The 15,566-nt window shown below is 64.3% G+C and carries 14 protein-coding genes; 13 read left to right on the forward strand and 1 reads right to left on the reverse strand.

The genetic code is table 11. The annotated features are described in order from the left end of the window. Positions 1-3: 3 nt before the first annotated feature. The 13 genes from recN to GY769_17565 all read left to right on the forward strand — a co-directional run bounded on the left by recN (position 4) and on the right by GY769_17565 (position 14,505). Positions 4-1,734, forward strand: a complete 1,731-nt coding sequence (recN, locus tag GY769_17505; GenBank protein MCP4203717.1) for a DNA repair protein RecN — start codon at positions 4-6, stop codon at positions 1,732-1,734. Then, positions 1,731-2,450: a threonylcarbamoyl-AMP synthase gene (locus GY769_17510; GenBank protein MCP4203718.1), complete on the forward strand. Its 720-nt coding sequence runs from the start codon at positions 1,731-1,733 to the stop codon at positions 2,448-2,450. Before recN ends, GY769_17510 begins: the two co-directional genes overlap by 4 nt. Next, positions 2,451-4,391, forward strand: coding sequence for a hypothetical protein (locus GY769_17515; protein MCP4203719.1), 1,941 nt, complete (start codon positions 2,451-2,453; stop codon positions 4,389-4,391). It abuts the gene before it with no gap. After that, entirely contained in the window at positions 4,388-6,637 is a 2,250-nt protein-coding gene (locus GY769_17520) for a hypothetical protein (protein MCP4203720.1), read from the forward strand. Before GY769_17515 ends, GY769_17520 begins: the two co-directional genes overlap by 4 nt. Then, on the forward strand, positions 6,634-7,131 hold the full coding sequence (gene coaD, locus GY769_17525; protein ID MCP4203721.1) for a pantetheine-phosphate adenylyltransferase: 498 nt from the start codon (positions 6,634-6,636) through the stop codon (positions 7,129-7,131). Before GY769_17520 ends, coaD begins: the two co-directional genes overlap by 4 nt. A gap of 75 nt (positions 7,132-7,206) precedes the next feature. Continuing rightward, complete coding sequence (add, locus tag GY769_17530; protein ID MCP4203722.1) at positions 7,207-8,211, forward strand: adenosine deaminase; 1,005 nt, start codon at positions 7,207-7,209, stop codon at positions 8,209-8,211. Between the two features lie 42 nt (positions 8,212-8,253). After that, positions 8,254-8,496 (forward strand): CDGSH iron-sulfur domain-containing protein, encoded by a 243-nt coding sequence (locus GY769_17535; GenBank protein ID MCP4203723.1) that lies wholly within the window; start codon positions 8,254-8,256, stop codon positions 8,494-8,496. Positions 8,497-8,519: 23 nt separating this feature from the next. Further along, positions 8,520-9,263 carry a hypothetical protein gene (locus GY769_17540; protein ID MCP4203724.1) on the forward strand — a complete coding sequence of 248 codons (744 nt, stop codon included), beginning with the start codon at positions 8,520-8,522 and terminating at the stop codon, positions 9,261-9,263. Positions 9,264-9,277: 14 nt separating this feature from the next. Beyond that, positions 9,278-10,450, forward strand: a complete 1,173-nt coding sequence (locus tag GY769_17545) for a DUF819 family protein (protein ID MCP4203725.1) — start codon at positions 9,278-9,280, stop codon at positions 10,448-10,450. A 26-nt stretch (positions 10,451-10,476) separates the two neighbouring features. Continuing rightward, positions 10,477-11,544 (forward strand): 3-isopropylmalate dehydrogenase, encoded by a 1,068-nt coding sequence (locus tag GY769_17550; protein ID MCP4203726.1) that lies wholly within the window; start codon positions 10,477-10,479, stop codon positions 11,542-11,544. A 2-nt stretch (positions 11,545-11,546) separates the two neighbouring features. Continuing rightward, positions 11,547-12,794, forward strand: coding sequence for a 2-isopropylmalate synthase (locus GY769_17555; GenBank protein MCP4203727.1), 1,248 nt, complete (start codon positions 11,547-11,549; stop codon positions 12,792-12,794). Further along, positions 12,769-13,707, forward strand: a complete 939-nt coding sequence (gene xerD / locus GY769_17560; protein MCP4203728.1) for a site-specific tyrosine recombinase XerD — start codon at positions 12,769-12,771, stop codon at positions 13,705-13,707. The genes GY769_17555 and xerD overlap by 26 nt, the downstream gene beginning before the upstream one ends. A gap of 105 nt (positions 13,708-13,812) precedes the next feature. Next, complete coding sequence (locus GY769_17565) at positions 13,813-14,505, forward strand: lytic transglycosylase domain-containing protein (GenBank protein ID MCP4203729.1); 693 nt, start codon at positions 13,813-13,815, stop codon at positions 14,503-14,505. Here the strand turns inward: GY769_17565 and GY769_17570 are convergent. Next, positions 14,472-15,566 (reverse strand): SpoIIE family protein phosphatase (locus GY769_17570; GenBank protein MCP4203730.1); only part of this gene is annotated, 1,095 nt, incomplete at its 5' end. The genes GY769_17565 and GY769_17570 overlap by 34 nt on opposite strands.

Raw genomic sequence — 15,566 nt, forward strand, 5'->3', positions numbered from 1 at the left:
CCAATGCTCAGGGAGCTTCACATTCGGAACCTGGCGATTATCGATGAGGTAACGGTCGAGTTCGATCGCGGCTTGAACGTCCTCACTGGCGAGACCGGCGCCGGGAAGTCCATCGTGGTCGACGCGCTCGGATTACTGGGAGGAGGTCGAGCCACGACCGATTCAATCCGTGCGGGCGCGGAGACGCTTACGGTCACCGGACGATTCCAGCCGGCCGGGACGGCTTGGCGCTCGGCGCTCGAGACAGCCGGTTTTGAGGTGGAGGGAAACGAGGTCGTCGTTCGTCGAGAGGTCTCGCGCTCAGGCCGCAACCGTGTCTACGTCGACGACCAGCCGGTGACTCTGAGGCTACTGTCCTCACTCGCGCCCTTTCTGTTGCGCATCCACACTCAGCGCGAGGAGCTCGGCCTGGTTTCAAACGAGCTCCAGCGCGAATGGCTTGACCGAAGCTCGGGCGCCAACGGCGAGAGGCTGCTGGGTAAGGTAGCGCGACGCTTCGCAGAGGTCGAGGCCGGGATCGCGAAGTGGGAGCGCCTTACAGGGAACGAAAAGTTGCGGCTGGAGCGCATAGACCTGCTCCAGTTCCAGATCGGCGAGATCAACTCTGCCCGGCTCAACGAGGGGGAGGAGGACGAGCTTCGAAGCGACCGGGACCTGCTTCGCAACGCCGAAGCGATTGCCGAGGCACTCGGTACGTCGTTGGGACTGCTCTACGACGACGATGACTCGGCGGCCGACCGGCTGGGTCGCAGCGAGCGTTCGCTCGCGGCGATTTCGGCCTGGGTGTCGGAGGCCGAAGGCTGGAACGAGCGGCTCGCCGAGGTACGGGCGTCGTTGGAGGATGTCATCGCCGAGTTGCGCAACCGATTCTCAGGCGCGGAGGCGGATCCAAAACGCCTCAACGGAATCGAGGATCGATTGGCCATCCTGGAACGCCTGTTTCGCAAGTATGGATCGACCAGCCGTGAGGTGCTCGTGCATCGTGCCCGAATCGAGGACGAGCTGCGGGAACTGACCGCCGACGAGGCCGACCGCGCAGAGCTCGAGGCGAGGGTCGCGAAGTCGGTCTCCGCATACAGAGAATCCGCCCTGGAGTTGTCCCGGCAACGGCGCGTGTGGGGTCGGGACCTCGCCAAGAGGGTTCATGCCGAGTTGAAGGAGCTGGCCATGAGCAAGGCCAAGTTCTCGGTCAGGCTGGAGCGGCGGAATCGGGCGGGCTCCCGCGTCGAGGTCGAAGGAGCGGGTGTCGACTACTCGGCCCAGGGTGTCGACCTAGTCGTGTTTCATTTGCAGGCCAATCCCGGCGAGGCCGCCGGTGCGGTGGCGAAGGTGGCATCGGGCGGTGAGCTCGCGCGTCTCTATCTGGCGCTGCAGCTCGCGGTGGAGGCCGGCGGTGTTGGCTGCGACGATTCCCGCGACGCCGAGCCAGCGCTGATTTTCGATGAGGTGGACGCGGGCATCGGAGGAGCCGAGGCCGCGGCGCTCGGGCGCAAGCTCCAGCGCCTGTCGAGTGCCGGCCAGATTCTGGCCGTGACCCACCTGCCACAGGTCGCTAGCTTCTCGGACGAGCACTTCCGGGTCAGCAAGAAGGCGGGGCCCGACCGCACTCGGATCTCAGTCGCTCGACTCACCAAGGGAGAGCGCGTGGAGGAGGTCGCCCGCATGCTCGCCGGTGAGGAGGTCACCGAGCTGTCTCGGTCGCACGCCGAAGAACTGATCGCCGGAGCCCGATGAGTGCATCGGCAAGGGCCTTGACGACCGGAACCGTGCAGTGGCGGTCCTGGCACCGCTTCGAGCAAGAGAGCGAAGCAAGGGGATTGGCCCGGTTTGTGCGAAGCGGAGGAGTCGTGGTGTTTCCCACGGAGTCTTCCTACGCGCTCGGTGCGGACCCCGAAAACGCTGACGGGGTCGCGACCGTATACAGAATCAAGAAGAGGCCCGGGGACAAACCTCTCCCGGTGGTGGTCGCGAGCATTGATTACTTCAAACAACTCGGAATCCATTGCGGTTCCGGCGGCTTCTCGGGATTGGCAAAGGCCTGGCCAGGGCCGCTGACCGTGGTCGTGCCCAGCGAGAGAGCTCTGCCGGCCGCATGCGGGCGCAAGGAGTTGGCGGTTCGAGTTCCGGGCCATCGCCGCCTGCGCCGTTTGCTGGAGCGCGCTGGCGTCGCACTCACGGCAACCAGCGCCAATCTGGCCGGAGACGAACCTCTGCTCGAGCTCGGCCAGTTGGCCAAGCTGGTGGCCGGCGAGCGAGTCCTGGTGATCGACGAGGGCCCACTCGACGGAGGCGCGCCGTCGACTCTGGTGCGCTGGGAGGGCGACTCGGCCACCGTGCTGCGCTGGGGCGCCCTGAACCTCGAGGGCCTTCGCAGGGTGGCTCCGGGCCTGCGTTTCAAACAGGGCTTTTCCGCAGGCGCTGTGGAAATCCCTGTGGAGGAGGGCGCGTAGTTGCACCGTTTGAGACAGCTAGCCGGATTGCATCGGTTTTTGTGCAATGCCCTGACCGTCCTCGGCGTCCTGGCCGGCGCCGGCGCGGCGGCATCGGCAGACGTCGAGGTGCTCTATTTGAAAGATGTCAAGAAGGGGCAGCGCGGCTACGGACTGAGTGTCTTTTCCGGCGCCGAGATTGAGCGTTTCGAGGTCGAGGTGCTAGGAGTGTGGGAGAACCTGCAGCCGAAGACCAGCTATGTATTGGCGCGGCTCGAGGGGCAGGGTCTCGAGGAGAGCGGGGTGATCGCCGGAATGAGCGGCAGTCCCGTCTATGTGGACGGCAAGCTACTGGGTGCGGTCTCGTTCGGCTGGCCGTTTTCGAACGAGGCCATCGCCGGTATCACTCCGGTTCAGCATATGAGGACCATGCTCGAAGAGCCCGGCACACCGGCTCCGGCGGTGGGGCTTTCCGATCTCACGGTGGGCCGGCTGATCCGGGCCGAGACCGATGAAGGCGATTTCCGCGAGGCACTCGGGCTTCTGCGACCTCATCGAATCGGTGATGCTCCGGCAGCGATCGAATGGGCGGCCGTCGGATTCGGCAGTGAAGTGAGATCGTTGCTGAGCGAGGAGCTGGGGCAGGTCGTTGCGGCCGGCAGCCTGGCCGCGAGTGGGGGCCAGGGAAGCGCTGGCCTTGAAGGCGGCGACTTGCAGCCCGGGAGCGCGGTCGCCGCGGTCCTGGTGGATGGTGACTTCCGGCTGGCGGCGACCGGAACCGTCACCGACCGTGTGGGGGACTCGATTCTCGCCTTCGGGCACCCGTTTCTGGGCATCGGATCGCTGGCGGTGCCGATGGCCTCCGCGGAGGTGCTGACCGTGGTATCGAGCCGGTTGAGCTCTTTCAAGGTCGCCAATCTAGGGCCGGTAGTGGGCGCCGTTGATTTCGACTATCTGACCGGGATCAGGGGAACCCTGGGTCGAAGCGCTCCGGTCGTGCCGATGGTCGTGCGGCTCGGTGACGCCGCCGATCCTATCCGACTCTCGGTGGCCAAGATTCCGAGACTGACGCCGACGCTGGCTGCCGTGTCCGTCCTCGGGGCTCTCAATGCCGATCTCGATACGGCGGGCGCGCAGAGTCTCGATCTGAAGCTTCAGTTCGACCTGGGAGATCACGGCTCGGTCTCGATGGAGCAGAGTTTCGACGGTCAGGGCGCGCCATTGGCGGCGGCGATCCACATGTTCGCCGTGACCGGATACCTGCTGCAGAACCGGCTGGCCGAGGTCGACTTGCGCAGTATCGAGGTCGATCTGACCACCCACCCAGAGCCCAGGACTCTGGCTCTGGTCGGCGCTCACCCGTCGCGATCGGTGGCGCGCCCCGGCGATTCGCTGAGCCTCAACGTCGATCTGGCCGCCTATCGCGGAGGCAAGCAAAGGCACGAGCTCGAAGTTTCGGTCCCATCGAACCTGGCCGCGGGGCGCTACATCCTGCTGGTGGGTGACGGCTTCAGCATTGATGCGGTTCGCCTCGGTATCGAGCAGTCGGAGCCGCGGACCTTTGCGCAGGCCATCACCCTTCTCAACACCCTCCACTCCCGGCGCGAGCTGCGCGTACTCGGAATCGTCGAGGGCCCAGGCCTGTCGGTTTCCGGAGAGGTTCTGCCGGATCTACCCGGTTCTGTGCGCTCGCTCTGGACGGCCTCCGGTGCAGGCGGTTCGAAGGCTCTGCGAATGGCGGTGGTCGAAGACGCGGGTGCTCTTCTCGACCAGCCGGTCGAAGGACTCCTGCGGGTCGATTTGGAGATCAAACGCGGTGAGCCGGTTCTGGGAAACGGTGACGCGGGCGGTGAAGGCGGCGCCCGCCCGACGCCGAGCGCTCGCCGGAAGAAACCCCAGCAAGCTGCCGATGGCGGCGCGGGAGAAGACGCCAAAGAAGATTCTCGAGGAGAAGATGGATGAGTGATCCGAGACCTGGTTCGACCGTATCGGCTCTGTGCCTTGCGGCGCTCGTCACGAGTTTTTTTGTGCTGCCGGCTTCGCCGGCCGGGGCCGCCGGCGAAGTGAGGTACTTCGAGCTCGATTCGCAGCGTGACTTCCTCGAAGGCACGCTCGAGGGAATCGCCATCGACCCCCTGGGAGTGCTTTCGCTGGCCGATCGAGCGGAGCGCCTCGCGGATCTTGGCGAGCCGTTTTTGCTCAGCGCGGCGGTCCATCCGAAGGGCTGGGTTGTCGGCACCGGCAACGACGGCAAGGTGCTCCTGGTCGCTCGAGACGGCTCCGTGAGCACCTTGTTCGAGGCTCCGGAACCTGAGGTGTTTGCCGTCGCCGTCGCCGCCGACGGCACCGTGCTTGCCGGAACCTCGCCCAACGGCAAGGTCTACCGTATCCGAGCCGGCGACGGCCTCGAGATCTTCGATCCCGAGCAGACCTACATCTGGGATCTACTCCCCAGGCGCGACGGCTCCCTGTTGGTGGCGACGGGTACCGAGGGCAAGCTGTTTCGCCTTTCCGAGGCGGGCGCGGCGGAAGTGGTTTTCGACAGCGCAGATACCCATCTCAGGAGTCTCAAAGAACTGCGCTCGGGAGAAGTGCTGATTGGCACTGCCGGTGACGGGCTGGTGCTCCGGATGAAGCTCGACGGGAGCGTGCGTACCCTCTTCGACGCCGCGCAGCCGGAAGTCGTGGCGTTTGCCGAGGGTCCGGGAGATACCTGCTATGCCGCCGTTCTGGCCTCGGAAGCGAGCCAAGTGGAGCTGTCGGCTCGGCAAAGGCCGGCTGAGGCCGCCAACGGTGCCCGTTCGACCTCCGGGCAAGGGAAACCTCCCGATGGCGAGGGCAACGGCCAGGTCACCGTAACCGTGAGCGGGCAGCCGGTGCAGGCAGCGGCGGCGACCGGAACGCGGCCGGCGGGGTTCCAGGGGCCGCGATCCGAGATTCTCAGAATCCGTTCCGGCGACAGCGTCGACACGGTCTGGAGCTTCGATGAGGAGACCGTGTACGCACTGTCCTGGCAGCGAAGCCGGCTTTGGGTCGGCACTGGCCTCGAGGGCAAGGTCTTCAGCCTCCAGGACGGCCGGATGATCCTCGAGAAAGATCTCGACGAACGCCAGGTAGTGGCGGTGCTGGCCGACAAGCCGGGTCCGGTGTACGCGACCACGAACGCCGCTGCTCTGTTTCGCGCCGCTGGAGAGCCGGAAAGGGCCGGCGCATTCATCAGCCCGGTGCTGGACGCCGGGTTGACCTCGGATTTCGGCTCGTTGAGCTGGGTCGGGAACCAGCCGCAAGGAACCAGTGTCCGGTTCTCGGCTCGTACCGGCATGAGCGGTCGCGCCGACCGGACCTGGTCCGACTGGTCGGCCGACCAGACCGGTTCCGAGGTGTCTCTGAGCGAGGTTCCGCCCGGGCGCTTCATCCAATGGCGTGCGAGCCTCGACTCGGGCAACGGCGCTTCGCCCGAGTTGAGCCGAATCGCGATTTCCTACCGGCAGCGCAACTTGCCACCACGTATCAAGAAGCTCGAGGTGATGGGGCCCGGCGAGGTCATCGTTCCGGCGGGCTTCGTTCCCGGGAGTCAGACCTTCGAGCCGTCGCGACCCGACAAGAACGGCATCTTCTCGGCTCTAGAATCGCCGAAATCCGAACGCGAAAGGCAACGCAAGACATTGTGGAAGAAGGGCTACCGCACCCTGGCATGGAAGGCCGAAGACCCGAACGGTGATGAGCTCAGATACGCCCTGCACTTTCGGCCAGATCGGCCGGACGCGAGGTGGCTTCCAATGCGCGACGACATCGATGAGGAGTTCTTCAGTTTCGACGCGACCGCCCTTCCGGATGGCGTCTATCGATTCAAGCTCGAAGCCCACGATCGGCACGAGCGCGAGCTTGATCCGCCGCTGCGGACCGAGGAAGTGAGTGAGCCCGTCCATATCGATCACGCGCCGCCGCGGCTGGTCGCGATGCAAGCGGACTCGGGGTGGCTCGAGGTGGAGCTTGCCGACGCCATGAGTCCGCTCAAGGAGGCCTTCTACAGCGTCGACGCCCGGGAGTGGCAGCCTGCCAAGGTGGGCGATGGACTTCTCGACGGCAAGACAGACACGCTCGCGATCGAGCTGCCGAAAAAGAACGAGGCTCAGATCCTCTTGCTCCGGGTCAGCGATGCCGCCTTCAACGTCACGACATTCGATCTGTCAAAGGAGCTGCCATGAAATCTCCGCAGATAGGAGTCTATCCGGGCTCTTTCGACCCTCTGCACAACGGCCATCTGGACATCATCGAGCGCTGCTGTCCGATGTTCGACGAGGTGATCGTCGCCGTTCTCGGCAACGAGACCAAAGATCCGCTGTTCAGCGTCGCGGAACGGGTGGAGATCATCCGGAGCGAGATCGGTGACCTCGAGGCATGCCGGGTCGAGAGCTTCTCGGGGTTGTTGGTGGATTTCATGGATCAGCAGGGAGCCCGGATCATTGTTCGCGGTCTGCGGGCGGTTTCGGATTTCGAGTACGAGTTCCAGATGGCGCTCATGAACCGGCGCCTGAACAACCATGTGGAGACGGTGTTTCTCGTGCCCAAAGACGAGTACATCTATCTCTCGAGCCGACTGGTCAAGGAGGTGTTCTTCCTGGGAGGCGATCTCGAGGGGTTGGTCGGAGAAACCGCTCTCCGGCGGATGGCGGAGAAGGTGTCCTCCCGCGGAGGCTGACCCGAGCGGCCACTGGAGTCGACGATGCCACCAGCGAGGATCTCGGCAGACGAGCGCTCTCGGTTCGCGCGGCGAATGCCAAAAGCCGAGCTGCACGTTCATCTCGAAGGCTCGATTCGCGCTCCGACGATCCTCCAGCTGGCGAGCCGACGAAACGTCGAGCTACCGGCGCGCGACGAGGACGGTATTGAGAGGTGGTTGGATTACCGCGACTTCGACCATTTCATCGAGGTCTACCTGACAATCTCTCGCTGTCTCAGAGACCCCGAGGATTTCCAGTTGGCAACCGAGGCGTTTCTGGAGCAGAGGGCGCGAGAGAGTATTCTCTATACCGAAGCCCACTTCACGATCTCGACGCATGTGGCGAACGGGGCGAATGGCGAAGAGGTAGCCGACGCACTGGCCGAGACCGTGAGCGCCGGCGAGAGGGACCTGGGCGTCCGTTTGCGATGGATTCCGGACATTGTGCGCAACGTCGACTACGGACGCGCCGATCAGACCTTGGAGTGGGCACTGGACCACCGCGACAAGTATGTGGTGGCTCTGGGGTTATCGGGGAAAGAGGACCATCCGGCGCAGCCGTTTCGTGAGCATTTCGGCGTTGCAGCGCGGGAGGGTTTGCACCGTACCGTTCACGCGGGGGAGCAGACCGGCCCCGACGCGGTTTGGGACGCGCTGGAACACTGTGGAGCCGAGCGCATCGGACACGGGATTCGCTCGGTGGAGGACCCTCGGCTACTTGAGCTGCTCCGGGAGCGCGATGTTCCGCTCGAGGTCAGCCCCACTTCGAACCTGCGCCTGGGTCTGATTCCGTCGCTGGAAGAGCACCCCCTGCGTGAGCTCCACGCCGCCGGCGTTCCCTGGTCGCTCAACAGCGACGATCCGGCTTTGTTTCGCGTCAGCTTGACCGAAGAGATCGAGTCCGTCGCCGACCTTCTGGACCTCGACCTGGGACAGATGGCCGGTGTCTCGATGGCGGCCCTGGAGCAAGCGTTTCTCGATGATGCGGACCGAATCGCACTGAAGGATCGCTTTCGAGCCTGGTTCGCCCAGGCCGGAGTGGATCCGGAGCCGCGGTGATAGCGTTTGGTGTTACCGAGTGCGAACAGGAAAGGGGAACAGATGTCGAAACCAGTGATTGCCGAGCGGCTGCCCGCCGTGTTGGAGCTCGAGGCCGGAACCTATCGGTGGTGCGTCTGCGGTCTTTCCAGGACCCAGCCTTTCTGCGATGGGGCTCACAAGGAAGAGGGAGTCTTCTCGCCCCTCAAGCTCGAGTTGGACGAGGCCAAGCGCGTCGCCCTGTGTCAATGTAAGCACACGCAGAACCAGCCTTTTTGCGACGGACAGCATTCGCGCCTGGAGTAGGAAGTTCGACAGAGGGCGCCTGAATGATCTTTCGGACAGTTATCCAGGATTGTCTATGGCTCAACTGGGCGGTACCGGAAGAGGCCCTGCCTCCTCCTCCTCGTCCACTCACCTACGACGTCTGCAGGACCCGGGAGGGCGGGTTCGTGTTCGTCTCGGCGATGTTGTTTCGGCAGCACGGACTCGGGCCTGGAATCAACCTCCCGGGAGTGTCCTATCCGCAGTGCCAGCTGCACGCTTGTGCGCTGGACGGCGACCGCCTCGAATGCGCCTGGGTCTTCAGCATGCTCCTGCCGAACTGGCTGGCCACCAGCGTTCGTTGGGTGGCCGGCCGACCGGCAAGGGGGGCACGGCTGGACTATCCTGCCGCGGGAGATCCTGGGCGCCTGGGGGAGCGCTGGAGCTGGTCGGTGAAGCGAGGCAGCCGTTTCGAGGTGGAAGCCAACCTGTCGAGCCCTCCGCCGGGGGCCGGTCCGTCGCTGGGAAGTTGGAAAGAAACCCTGGCCTATTTCAGGAGACAGCGACTGGAGTACGTCTTGGTTCGCGGCAAGTGGCAGCGCGTAGAAGTGGATCGGAGAAGTGCGGATGCGGTACCGGTCAGGGCGGCCGTGCTCGATGATGCGCTGGTCACCGAGCATTTGATGAAGGAAGGATCGAGTCTGCCGCCACTTCACTCTTCCTGGCTCCTGCCCACGGTCAAGACCTCGTTCGAGTACGCTGGAGAAGGGGAGCACTCCGCGCTACCCGAGGCTCCGGCACCGCTCTGATATCTTCGGCCCCAATGATCGAATCTCCTGCGGCGGTGATGGCCGTTCTGGTTGGCATCGCCGCTTTCTATTTCTGGCTCGAACGTTTCACTGGCTGGAAGTTGTTCCAGTACTTGATTCCCCTGATCTGGATCTATGCCACTCCGGTGGTGCTGCGCAATGTCGGTGTCCTCCCGGACTCGTCGCCCGCCTATGGAGTGCTGCGCAACTTCGGGCTTCCTGTCGTGATCGTCCTGCTGCTGGTGTCCGTCGACGTCGGCGCCGCGATCCGGGTAATGGGCAAGGGTGTGCTGGTAATGCTCATGGGCACGGCGGGAATCGTGTTGGGAGCCCCGGTCGGTTACTTCGTCGTTCATCGCTTCTTGGCGGAGGACGCCTGGAAGGGTTTTGGGGCCTTGGCGGGCAGCTGGATCGGCGGCACCGGCAATCTCGCCGCGGCCGCGCACGCCCTGGGGACGCCCGAGGAGCAGTTCGGCCTGGCGGTATTGGCGGACACGGTGATCTACATCGGCTGGCTGCCGTTGCTGCTGGTCTCGAAGAATTTCGCCGACAAGTTCAACCGCTGGACGGGCGTCTCGGACGAGCACGTCGCTCGGATGGAATCGGCCGCCGCCGCCGAGGTCAAGGCACCTAAGGTGGCCGGATTTCGTGACTACCTGAACCTGGGAGCGATCGCGCTGGCCGTGACCTGGCTCGCGGGAGCGGCTGCCGGCCGTCTGCCGGAGATCGAAGCCGGTGGGGAAGTCGTGATCTCGACCGCGACCTGGGTGGTGCTTCTGGTGACTACTCTGGGAATCGCGCTCTCCTTTTCTCCGGCCAAGGCGATTCCCGGTTCGCACGAGTTGGCGATGGCCATTCTGTACGTCTTCGTCGCCCGCATGGGAGCGACCGCTTCGCTGGCGGGCTTCGATCAGGCGGGCTGGTTTTTGCTCGGCTCGGCGATCTGGATCTCCATTCACGGCCTGTTCTGCCTGGCCGGAGCCTGGCTGTTCAAGGTCGACGTTCACAGTGCCGCGATCGCCTCGGCGGCAAATGTCGGTGGCGCCGCTTCGGCGCCCGTGGTGGCCGCCCACCATCGAGAGAGCCTGGTTCCGGCGGCCATCCTGATGGCGCTGATCGGCTACGCGATCGGGAACTATTTGGCGATCCTGACCGGACACTTGTGCAGGATTGTAGGAGTCGGTTGATGAGGGAAGACTTAAACGAGGCAACCGTGCAGCGCATCGCGGTGTTGCCCGGCGACGGCATCGGTGTCGACGTCACGGCCGAGGCGGTCAAGGTGCTCGAGGCAGCCGCCGAACGGTGGCGTTTGCCGCTCGAGCTGGTCCAGTTGCCTTGGAACGCGGACCGCTATCTCGAGACCGGGGAGACCCTGCCCGAAGGAGCTCTCGAGAGATTCCAGTCGGACTACTCGGCTATCCTGATCGGAGCCTACGGCGACCCCCGGGTTCCGGACATGAAGCATGCCGGAGACATCCTCCTGGGTATCCGGTTCGGTCTCGATCTCTACATCAACTTCAGACCGATTCGGCTCTACGATGAGCGCCTGTGCCCGCTCAAGGGCAAGTCCAAGGAAGATATCGACTTTGTCATCTTTCGTGAGAACACCGAGGGGGCCTACGTCGGTGTCGGCGGGCAGTTCAAGCGCGACACTCCCGATGAGGTCGCGGTACAGGAGTCGATCTACTCTTACAAGGGCACCGAGCGCATCATTCGGGCCGCGTTCGACTACGCCGACCGCGAGGGCCGAACCAAGGTGTGCATGGCCGACAAATCCAACGTCATGCAACACGGCCATGAGCTTTGGCAACGTCTTTTCTGGCGAGTGGCGGAGGAGTACGCGAATATCGAAGCCAGCCACCTTTTTGTCGACGCCCTTACGATGCAGATGGTCCGCAAGCCGGAGATCTTCGAGGTCATCGTCACCAACAACATGTTCGGAGACATCGTCACCGATCTGGGCGCGGCACTTCAAGGGGGGCTGGGCGTTGCCGCTTCCGCCAACCTTCATCCAGGTCGCACATCGATGTTCGAGCCCGTCCACGGCTCGGCTCCCAAGTACGCGGGCTCGAATCGGGCCAACCCGATGGCCGCCGTGCTTTCGGCTTCGTTGATGCTCCACGATCTCGGCCACGCAGAGGCGGCGCAGGCCGTGGAGGACGCGGTCGAAAGGGCGATTCGCTCAGGCGCCACGACCTCGGACCTCGGCGGAAGCCTCACCACCTCTGAAGTCGGCGATACTCTGTCGGAGCTCGTATCGGAGGCGATCGCCGCCCACTAGTCATGCCTTTTGACCGAGCTCGACTGATCTACGACTGGAACACCGCGGCCAGCGCGGAGCCCGGTCCTGCTCGAGGGAAAGTAGAGCTCAACGACGAGACTCTCCGCGACGGCCTGCAGTCGCCCTCGGTTCGTGACCCCTCGCTCGAGCAAAAGCTGGCGATTCTGCACAAGATGTCCGGTCTCGGGATCGAATCGGCCAACATCGGTCTGCCCGGGGCCGGACCTCATGTCGTCGAGTCCGTGCGCAGGCTCGCGCATGAGATCGTGGATCACGATCTCGAAATTGCACCCAACTGCGCGGCCCGAACCTTGGCACGAGACATCGAGCCGATTCTCCAGATCTCGCAGGATACCGGTCTCGAGATCGAGGTGGCCTGTTTTATAGGCTCGAGCGCGATTCGCCGATTCACGGAGAGCTGGGAAATGGATCGCCTCCTGGAGCTGGCGGAGAACGCCGTCGGCTTGACCGTCGCGCACCAGCTGCCGTGCATGTTCGTCACCGAGGACACCACTCGGGCAGCGCCGGAGGATCTTCGACGCCTCTATCAGGCGGCGGTGCGCGCGGGAGCCCGAAGGGTCTGCGTGGCCGATACTGTGGGGCATGCAACTCCACGGGGGGCGCGAGAGGTGGTCGGCTTCATCCGTAGCGTCGTCGACGAAGTCGCGCCCGATGTCAAGGTCGACTGGCACGGACATCGCGATCGCGGCCTGGCGCTGGAGAACTCGATCGTCGCCGCGCAGGCCGGTGCCGATCGACTGCACGGCACCGCGCTCGGAGTGGGAGAGCGGGTGGGCAACACGCCGATCGATTTGCTGCTGGTCAACTTGAAGCTCCTGGGCTGGATCGACCGGGATCTGACCAGCCTGCCGGAATACTGCCGGCTGGTGTCGAAGGCGACCGGAGTGCCCCTTCCGGAGAACTACCCGATCGTGGGTCGTGATGCTTTTCGTACCGGTACCGGCGTGCATGCCGCAGCCATCATCAAGGCTCAGGCCAAGGGTGATGCCGAGCTCGCCGACTGCGTCTACTCGGGAGTTCCCGCGGCCTGGGTTGGCAGGCGGCAGAGAATCGAGATCGGTCCGATGAGCGGCATGTCCAACGTCGTCTTCTGGCTCGAGCAGCGCGGCTACCATCCGTCGGACGGCCTCGTCGAGGCGATCTTTCGGTGCGCCAAGGCCGCCGGCACGGTGCTCGAGGAAGACGAGATCGTGGCTATCTGCGATGACTGCGGTGCCCAGCGCGCCTGAAGCCGACCCGTCGGAGCCAGAAGCGACGAGCGCGTCGCGCCGGCTCGTCGAGCGCTACCTGGAAGGACTGGCTTTGGAACGGGGTCTGGCCGCGAACACCGTAGCCGCCTACCGCCGGGACCTGGAGGGTATCGTGCTCTATCTGGAGGAACGCCGGCTCGATCTGCTGAGCGCTGCCCATGAGCACCTGTCTGCGTACATTCGCCATTTGAGACGGAGAAATCTCGCGCCCAGCAGCGTGCGCCGCGCGGTGGCTTCGCTTCGCGGGCTGTTCGGCCATCTGGTCGAGCAGGGCGAGCGCGACGATGACCCGGCGGTCAACCTGGTGGCGCCCAAGCTCTGGAAGAAGCTGCCGCGAGTTCTCGCCGAGGAGGAGATCGAAGCTCTCTTGACCGCGCCCGACGTCGAGACGCCTCTCGGCATTCGTGATCGAGCCATGATCGAGCTGCTCTATGCGTCGGGGCTACGCGTGAGCGAGCTGGTGGGCCTGAAGCTGTCGCAGCTGCGACTGGATCTGGGGCTCGTCGTGGTCATGGGCAAGGGCAGTCGGGAGCGCATGGTGCCGCTGGGAGAGGCGGCGGAGGAATGGGTCGGGCGCTATCTCGCGGAAACGCGTCGCCAGCTCGTGACCGGACGCCACGAGATCCTGTTCGTGAACCGGTACGGAAGGCCCTTGACGCGGCAAGGGTTCTGGAAGCTCCTGCGCGGCCACGGTCTTTCGGCCGGCATCGCGGAGATTCATCCACATCTCCTGCGTCACAGCTTCGCGACCCATCTCCTCGAGCATGGAGCCGACCTACGTTCGGTCCAGGCAATGCTCGGCCATGCCGATATTTCGACGACTCAGATCTATACTCACATCCACCAACAGCGGCTCCGAAGCATGTATGACAGGTTCCACCCGCGGGCCTGAGAGTCCCGGGGAAAAGCGCCGCTAGCGCGCGACCCGAGAAGTCCGCAGACCGGTGATCCGGCACACTTGTTGGTGACCATCGCCTCCAGGTTTTAGAATGCGCGCATGTGGAGGCCCCCTTTCAGGTTGGTTGTGGCCGTCGTGGTGTTGACCGCGACCTCGCTGCCCAGCGCCGCCGAGCTGGTTGTTTTCTCGGGTGGCCACGTCCTCAAGGTCGCGGGTTTCGAAGTGATCGGCGAAGGTGTTGTCTTGCGGCTGCCGAGTGGCGGCGGCATGCGGGTCTCTCTGAGCTCGGTCGAGCGGATCGTCGATGACGAGGTCGAGGCCCCGGTCGAAGGACCCGATGGCGAGACCGGGGGAGCCCCTATCAGGCTCGGATTCGACGATGGCCAACCGGTTCCCGATACGCCCTATGGCGATTTGATTTTTGTCGCGGCTCGGCGTGAGGAGATCAACCCGGCCCTGGTGGCGGCGATGGTGCGAGCCGAGTCGGCCTTCGACCCGGGCGCTGTGTCGGTGAAGGGTGCCCGTGGCTTGATGCAGCTCATGCCGGCCACCGCGAGGCGCTTCGGGGTGCCCACGGGCGACCTCTTCAACCCTGAGCGCAACCTAGAGGCTGGCACTCGCTATCTGAGTTGGCTGGTCAAGAAGTTCCCCGACGATCTGCCTCGAATCCTGGCGGCCTACAACGCCGGCGAAGCCAATGTTGCGCGTTACGGGGGTGTGCCTCCGTTTCGTGAAACCCGAGGCTACATCAAGCGGATCTACGGCACATTGGGACTCGACGCGGTTCGGTAGCGCATCGCGACGAGAGTCTGGTCGTCGTCGGCGGGGACGCCTGCGGCGTGCTTCTCGACGGCTCGGACCACTCGATCTCTTGCGGCGCTTGCGCTCGAGTGAGTGGCCCGCAGCGAATCGCGAATGCCGTCATATCCGAAGGGCTCTCCTTCTGCATTCACCATTTCGATCAAGCCGTCCGAGAGCCAGACGAGCACGTCTCCCTCTTCGAGCTCAAAACTAGTGTGTCCGTAGTGCTCTCCGAGCGCACCGAGGGGATTGCCCGGCAGCAGGATCTCCTCGACCTCGCCGCTGCGGATCAGATAGGTGGGCGGGTGGCCGGCGTTGGTCAGGTCGAGCCGCCCTCGCCGGAAATCGACGACGGCGACCGTCGCGGTCACGAAGAATCGACCGTCTTGATCTGTGCGGATCATGCTGCTGAGCCGGCTGAGAATCTCTTTGGGCCGCTTTTCCTCTTCGACAAGAATGCCAAGGGCCGCTTTGATCATGGCCATCCGCAACCCGGTCGGAAGACCGTGCCCGGAGACATCGGCGATTACGACCGCCAGCCGCGATTCGTCGATCCGGAGAATGTCGAAGTAGTCGCCGCCGATCGCGGCACTTGGCTCGAACAGGGTCGCAAACTCGAGGGCGTCGGCCTGAGGCAACTCAGAGGGCAACAGGCTCTGCTGCAGATCGCGCGCGATCGCCAGCTCCTTTTCGAGGCTCTCCTTTTGAGCTTCGGAGGCGACTAGCTCCTCTAGATTCTCGGCCATCTGGTTGAAGGACCTCTGCAGCTCACCGACCTGGTCTTTGCGGCGCACCGGTATTCGAGCGGCGAAGTCGCCCGCCCGTACCGCGTCGGTCGCCCGGCTCAGACGATTCACTGCCCGGCTGAGGGTGAAGATCATGAACAGCGCCATGCCAAGGGCGGCCGCATAGATTCCCGCGAGCAGGCTCGCTAGCGAGATGAAAGCCGCCCAGGCGGCGGTATCGACCTCCGAGCTCGACAGAAAGTAACGAGCTACTCCTCGAGTCGTGCCGTTGAGCGTGGCGGTGACGTACTCGGCAACCACCTGGCC

The organism is bacterium (assembly GCA_024224155.1).
In the GTDB taxonomy this organism is placed as follows: Bacteria; Acidobacteriota; Thermoanaerobaculia; order Multivoradales; family JAHEKO01; genus CALZIK01.

Excerpts from the sequence above, each read along its gene's own strand:
- GY769_17565 (MCP4203729.1), top strand. The coding sequence starts at position 13,813 with ATGTGGAGGCCCCCTTTCAGGTTGGTTGTGGCCGTCGTGGTGTTGACC.
- GY769_17520 (MCP4203720.1), top strand. The coding sequence starts at position 4,388 with ATGAGTGATCCGAGACCTGGTTCGACCGTATCGGCTCTGTGCCTTGCG.
- recN (MCP4203717.1), top strand. The coding sequence starts at position 4 with ATGCTCAGGGAGCTTCACATTCGGAACCTGGCGATTATCGATGAGGTA.
- GY769_17540 (MCP4203724.1), top strand. The coding sequence starts at position 8,520 with ATGATCTTTCGGACAGTTATCCAGGATTGTCTATGGCTCAACTGGGCG.
- xerD (MCP4203728.1), top strand. The coding sequence starts at position 12,769 with ATGACTGCGGTGCCCAGCGCGCCTGAAGCCGACCCGTCGGAGCCAGAA.
- GY769_17535 (MCP4203723.1), top strand. The coding sequence starts at position 8,254 with ATGTCGAAACCAGTGATTGCCGAGCGGCTGCCCGCCGTGTTGGAGCTC.
- GY769_17510 (MCP4203718.1), top strand. The coding sequence starts at position 1,731 with ATGAGTGCATCGGCAAGGGCCTTGACGACCGGAACCGTGCAGTGGCGG.
- GY769_17545 (MCP4203725.1), top strand. The coding sequence starts at position 9,278 with ATGATCGAATCTCCTGCGGCGGTGATGGCCGTTCTGGTTGGCATCGCC.
- coaD (MCP4203721.1), top strand. The coding sequence starts at position 6,634 with ATGAAATCTCCGCAGATAGGAGTCTATCCGGGCTCTTTCGACCCTCTG.
- add (MCP4203722.1), top strand. The coding sequence starts at position 7,207 with ATGCCAAAAGCCGAGCTGCACGTTCATCTCGAAGGCTCGATTCGCGCT.
- GY769_17555 (MCP4203727.1), top strand. The coding sequence starts at position 11,547 with ATGCCTTTTGACCGAGCTCGACTGATCTACGACTGGAACACCGCGGCC.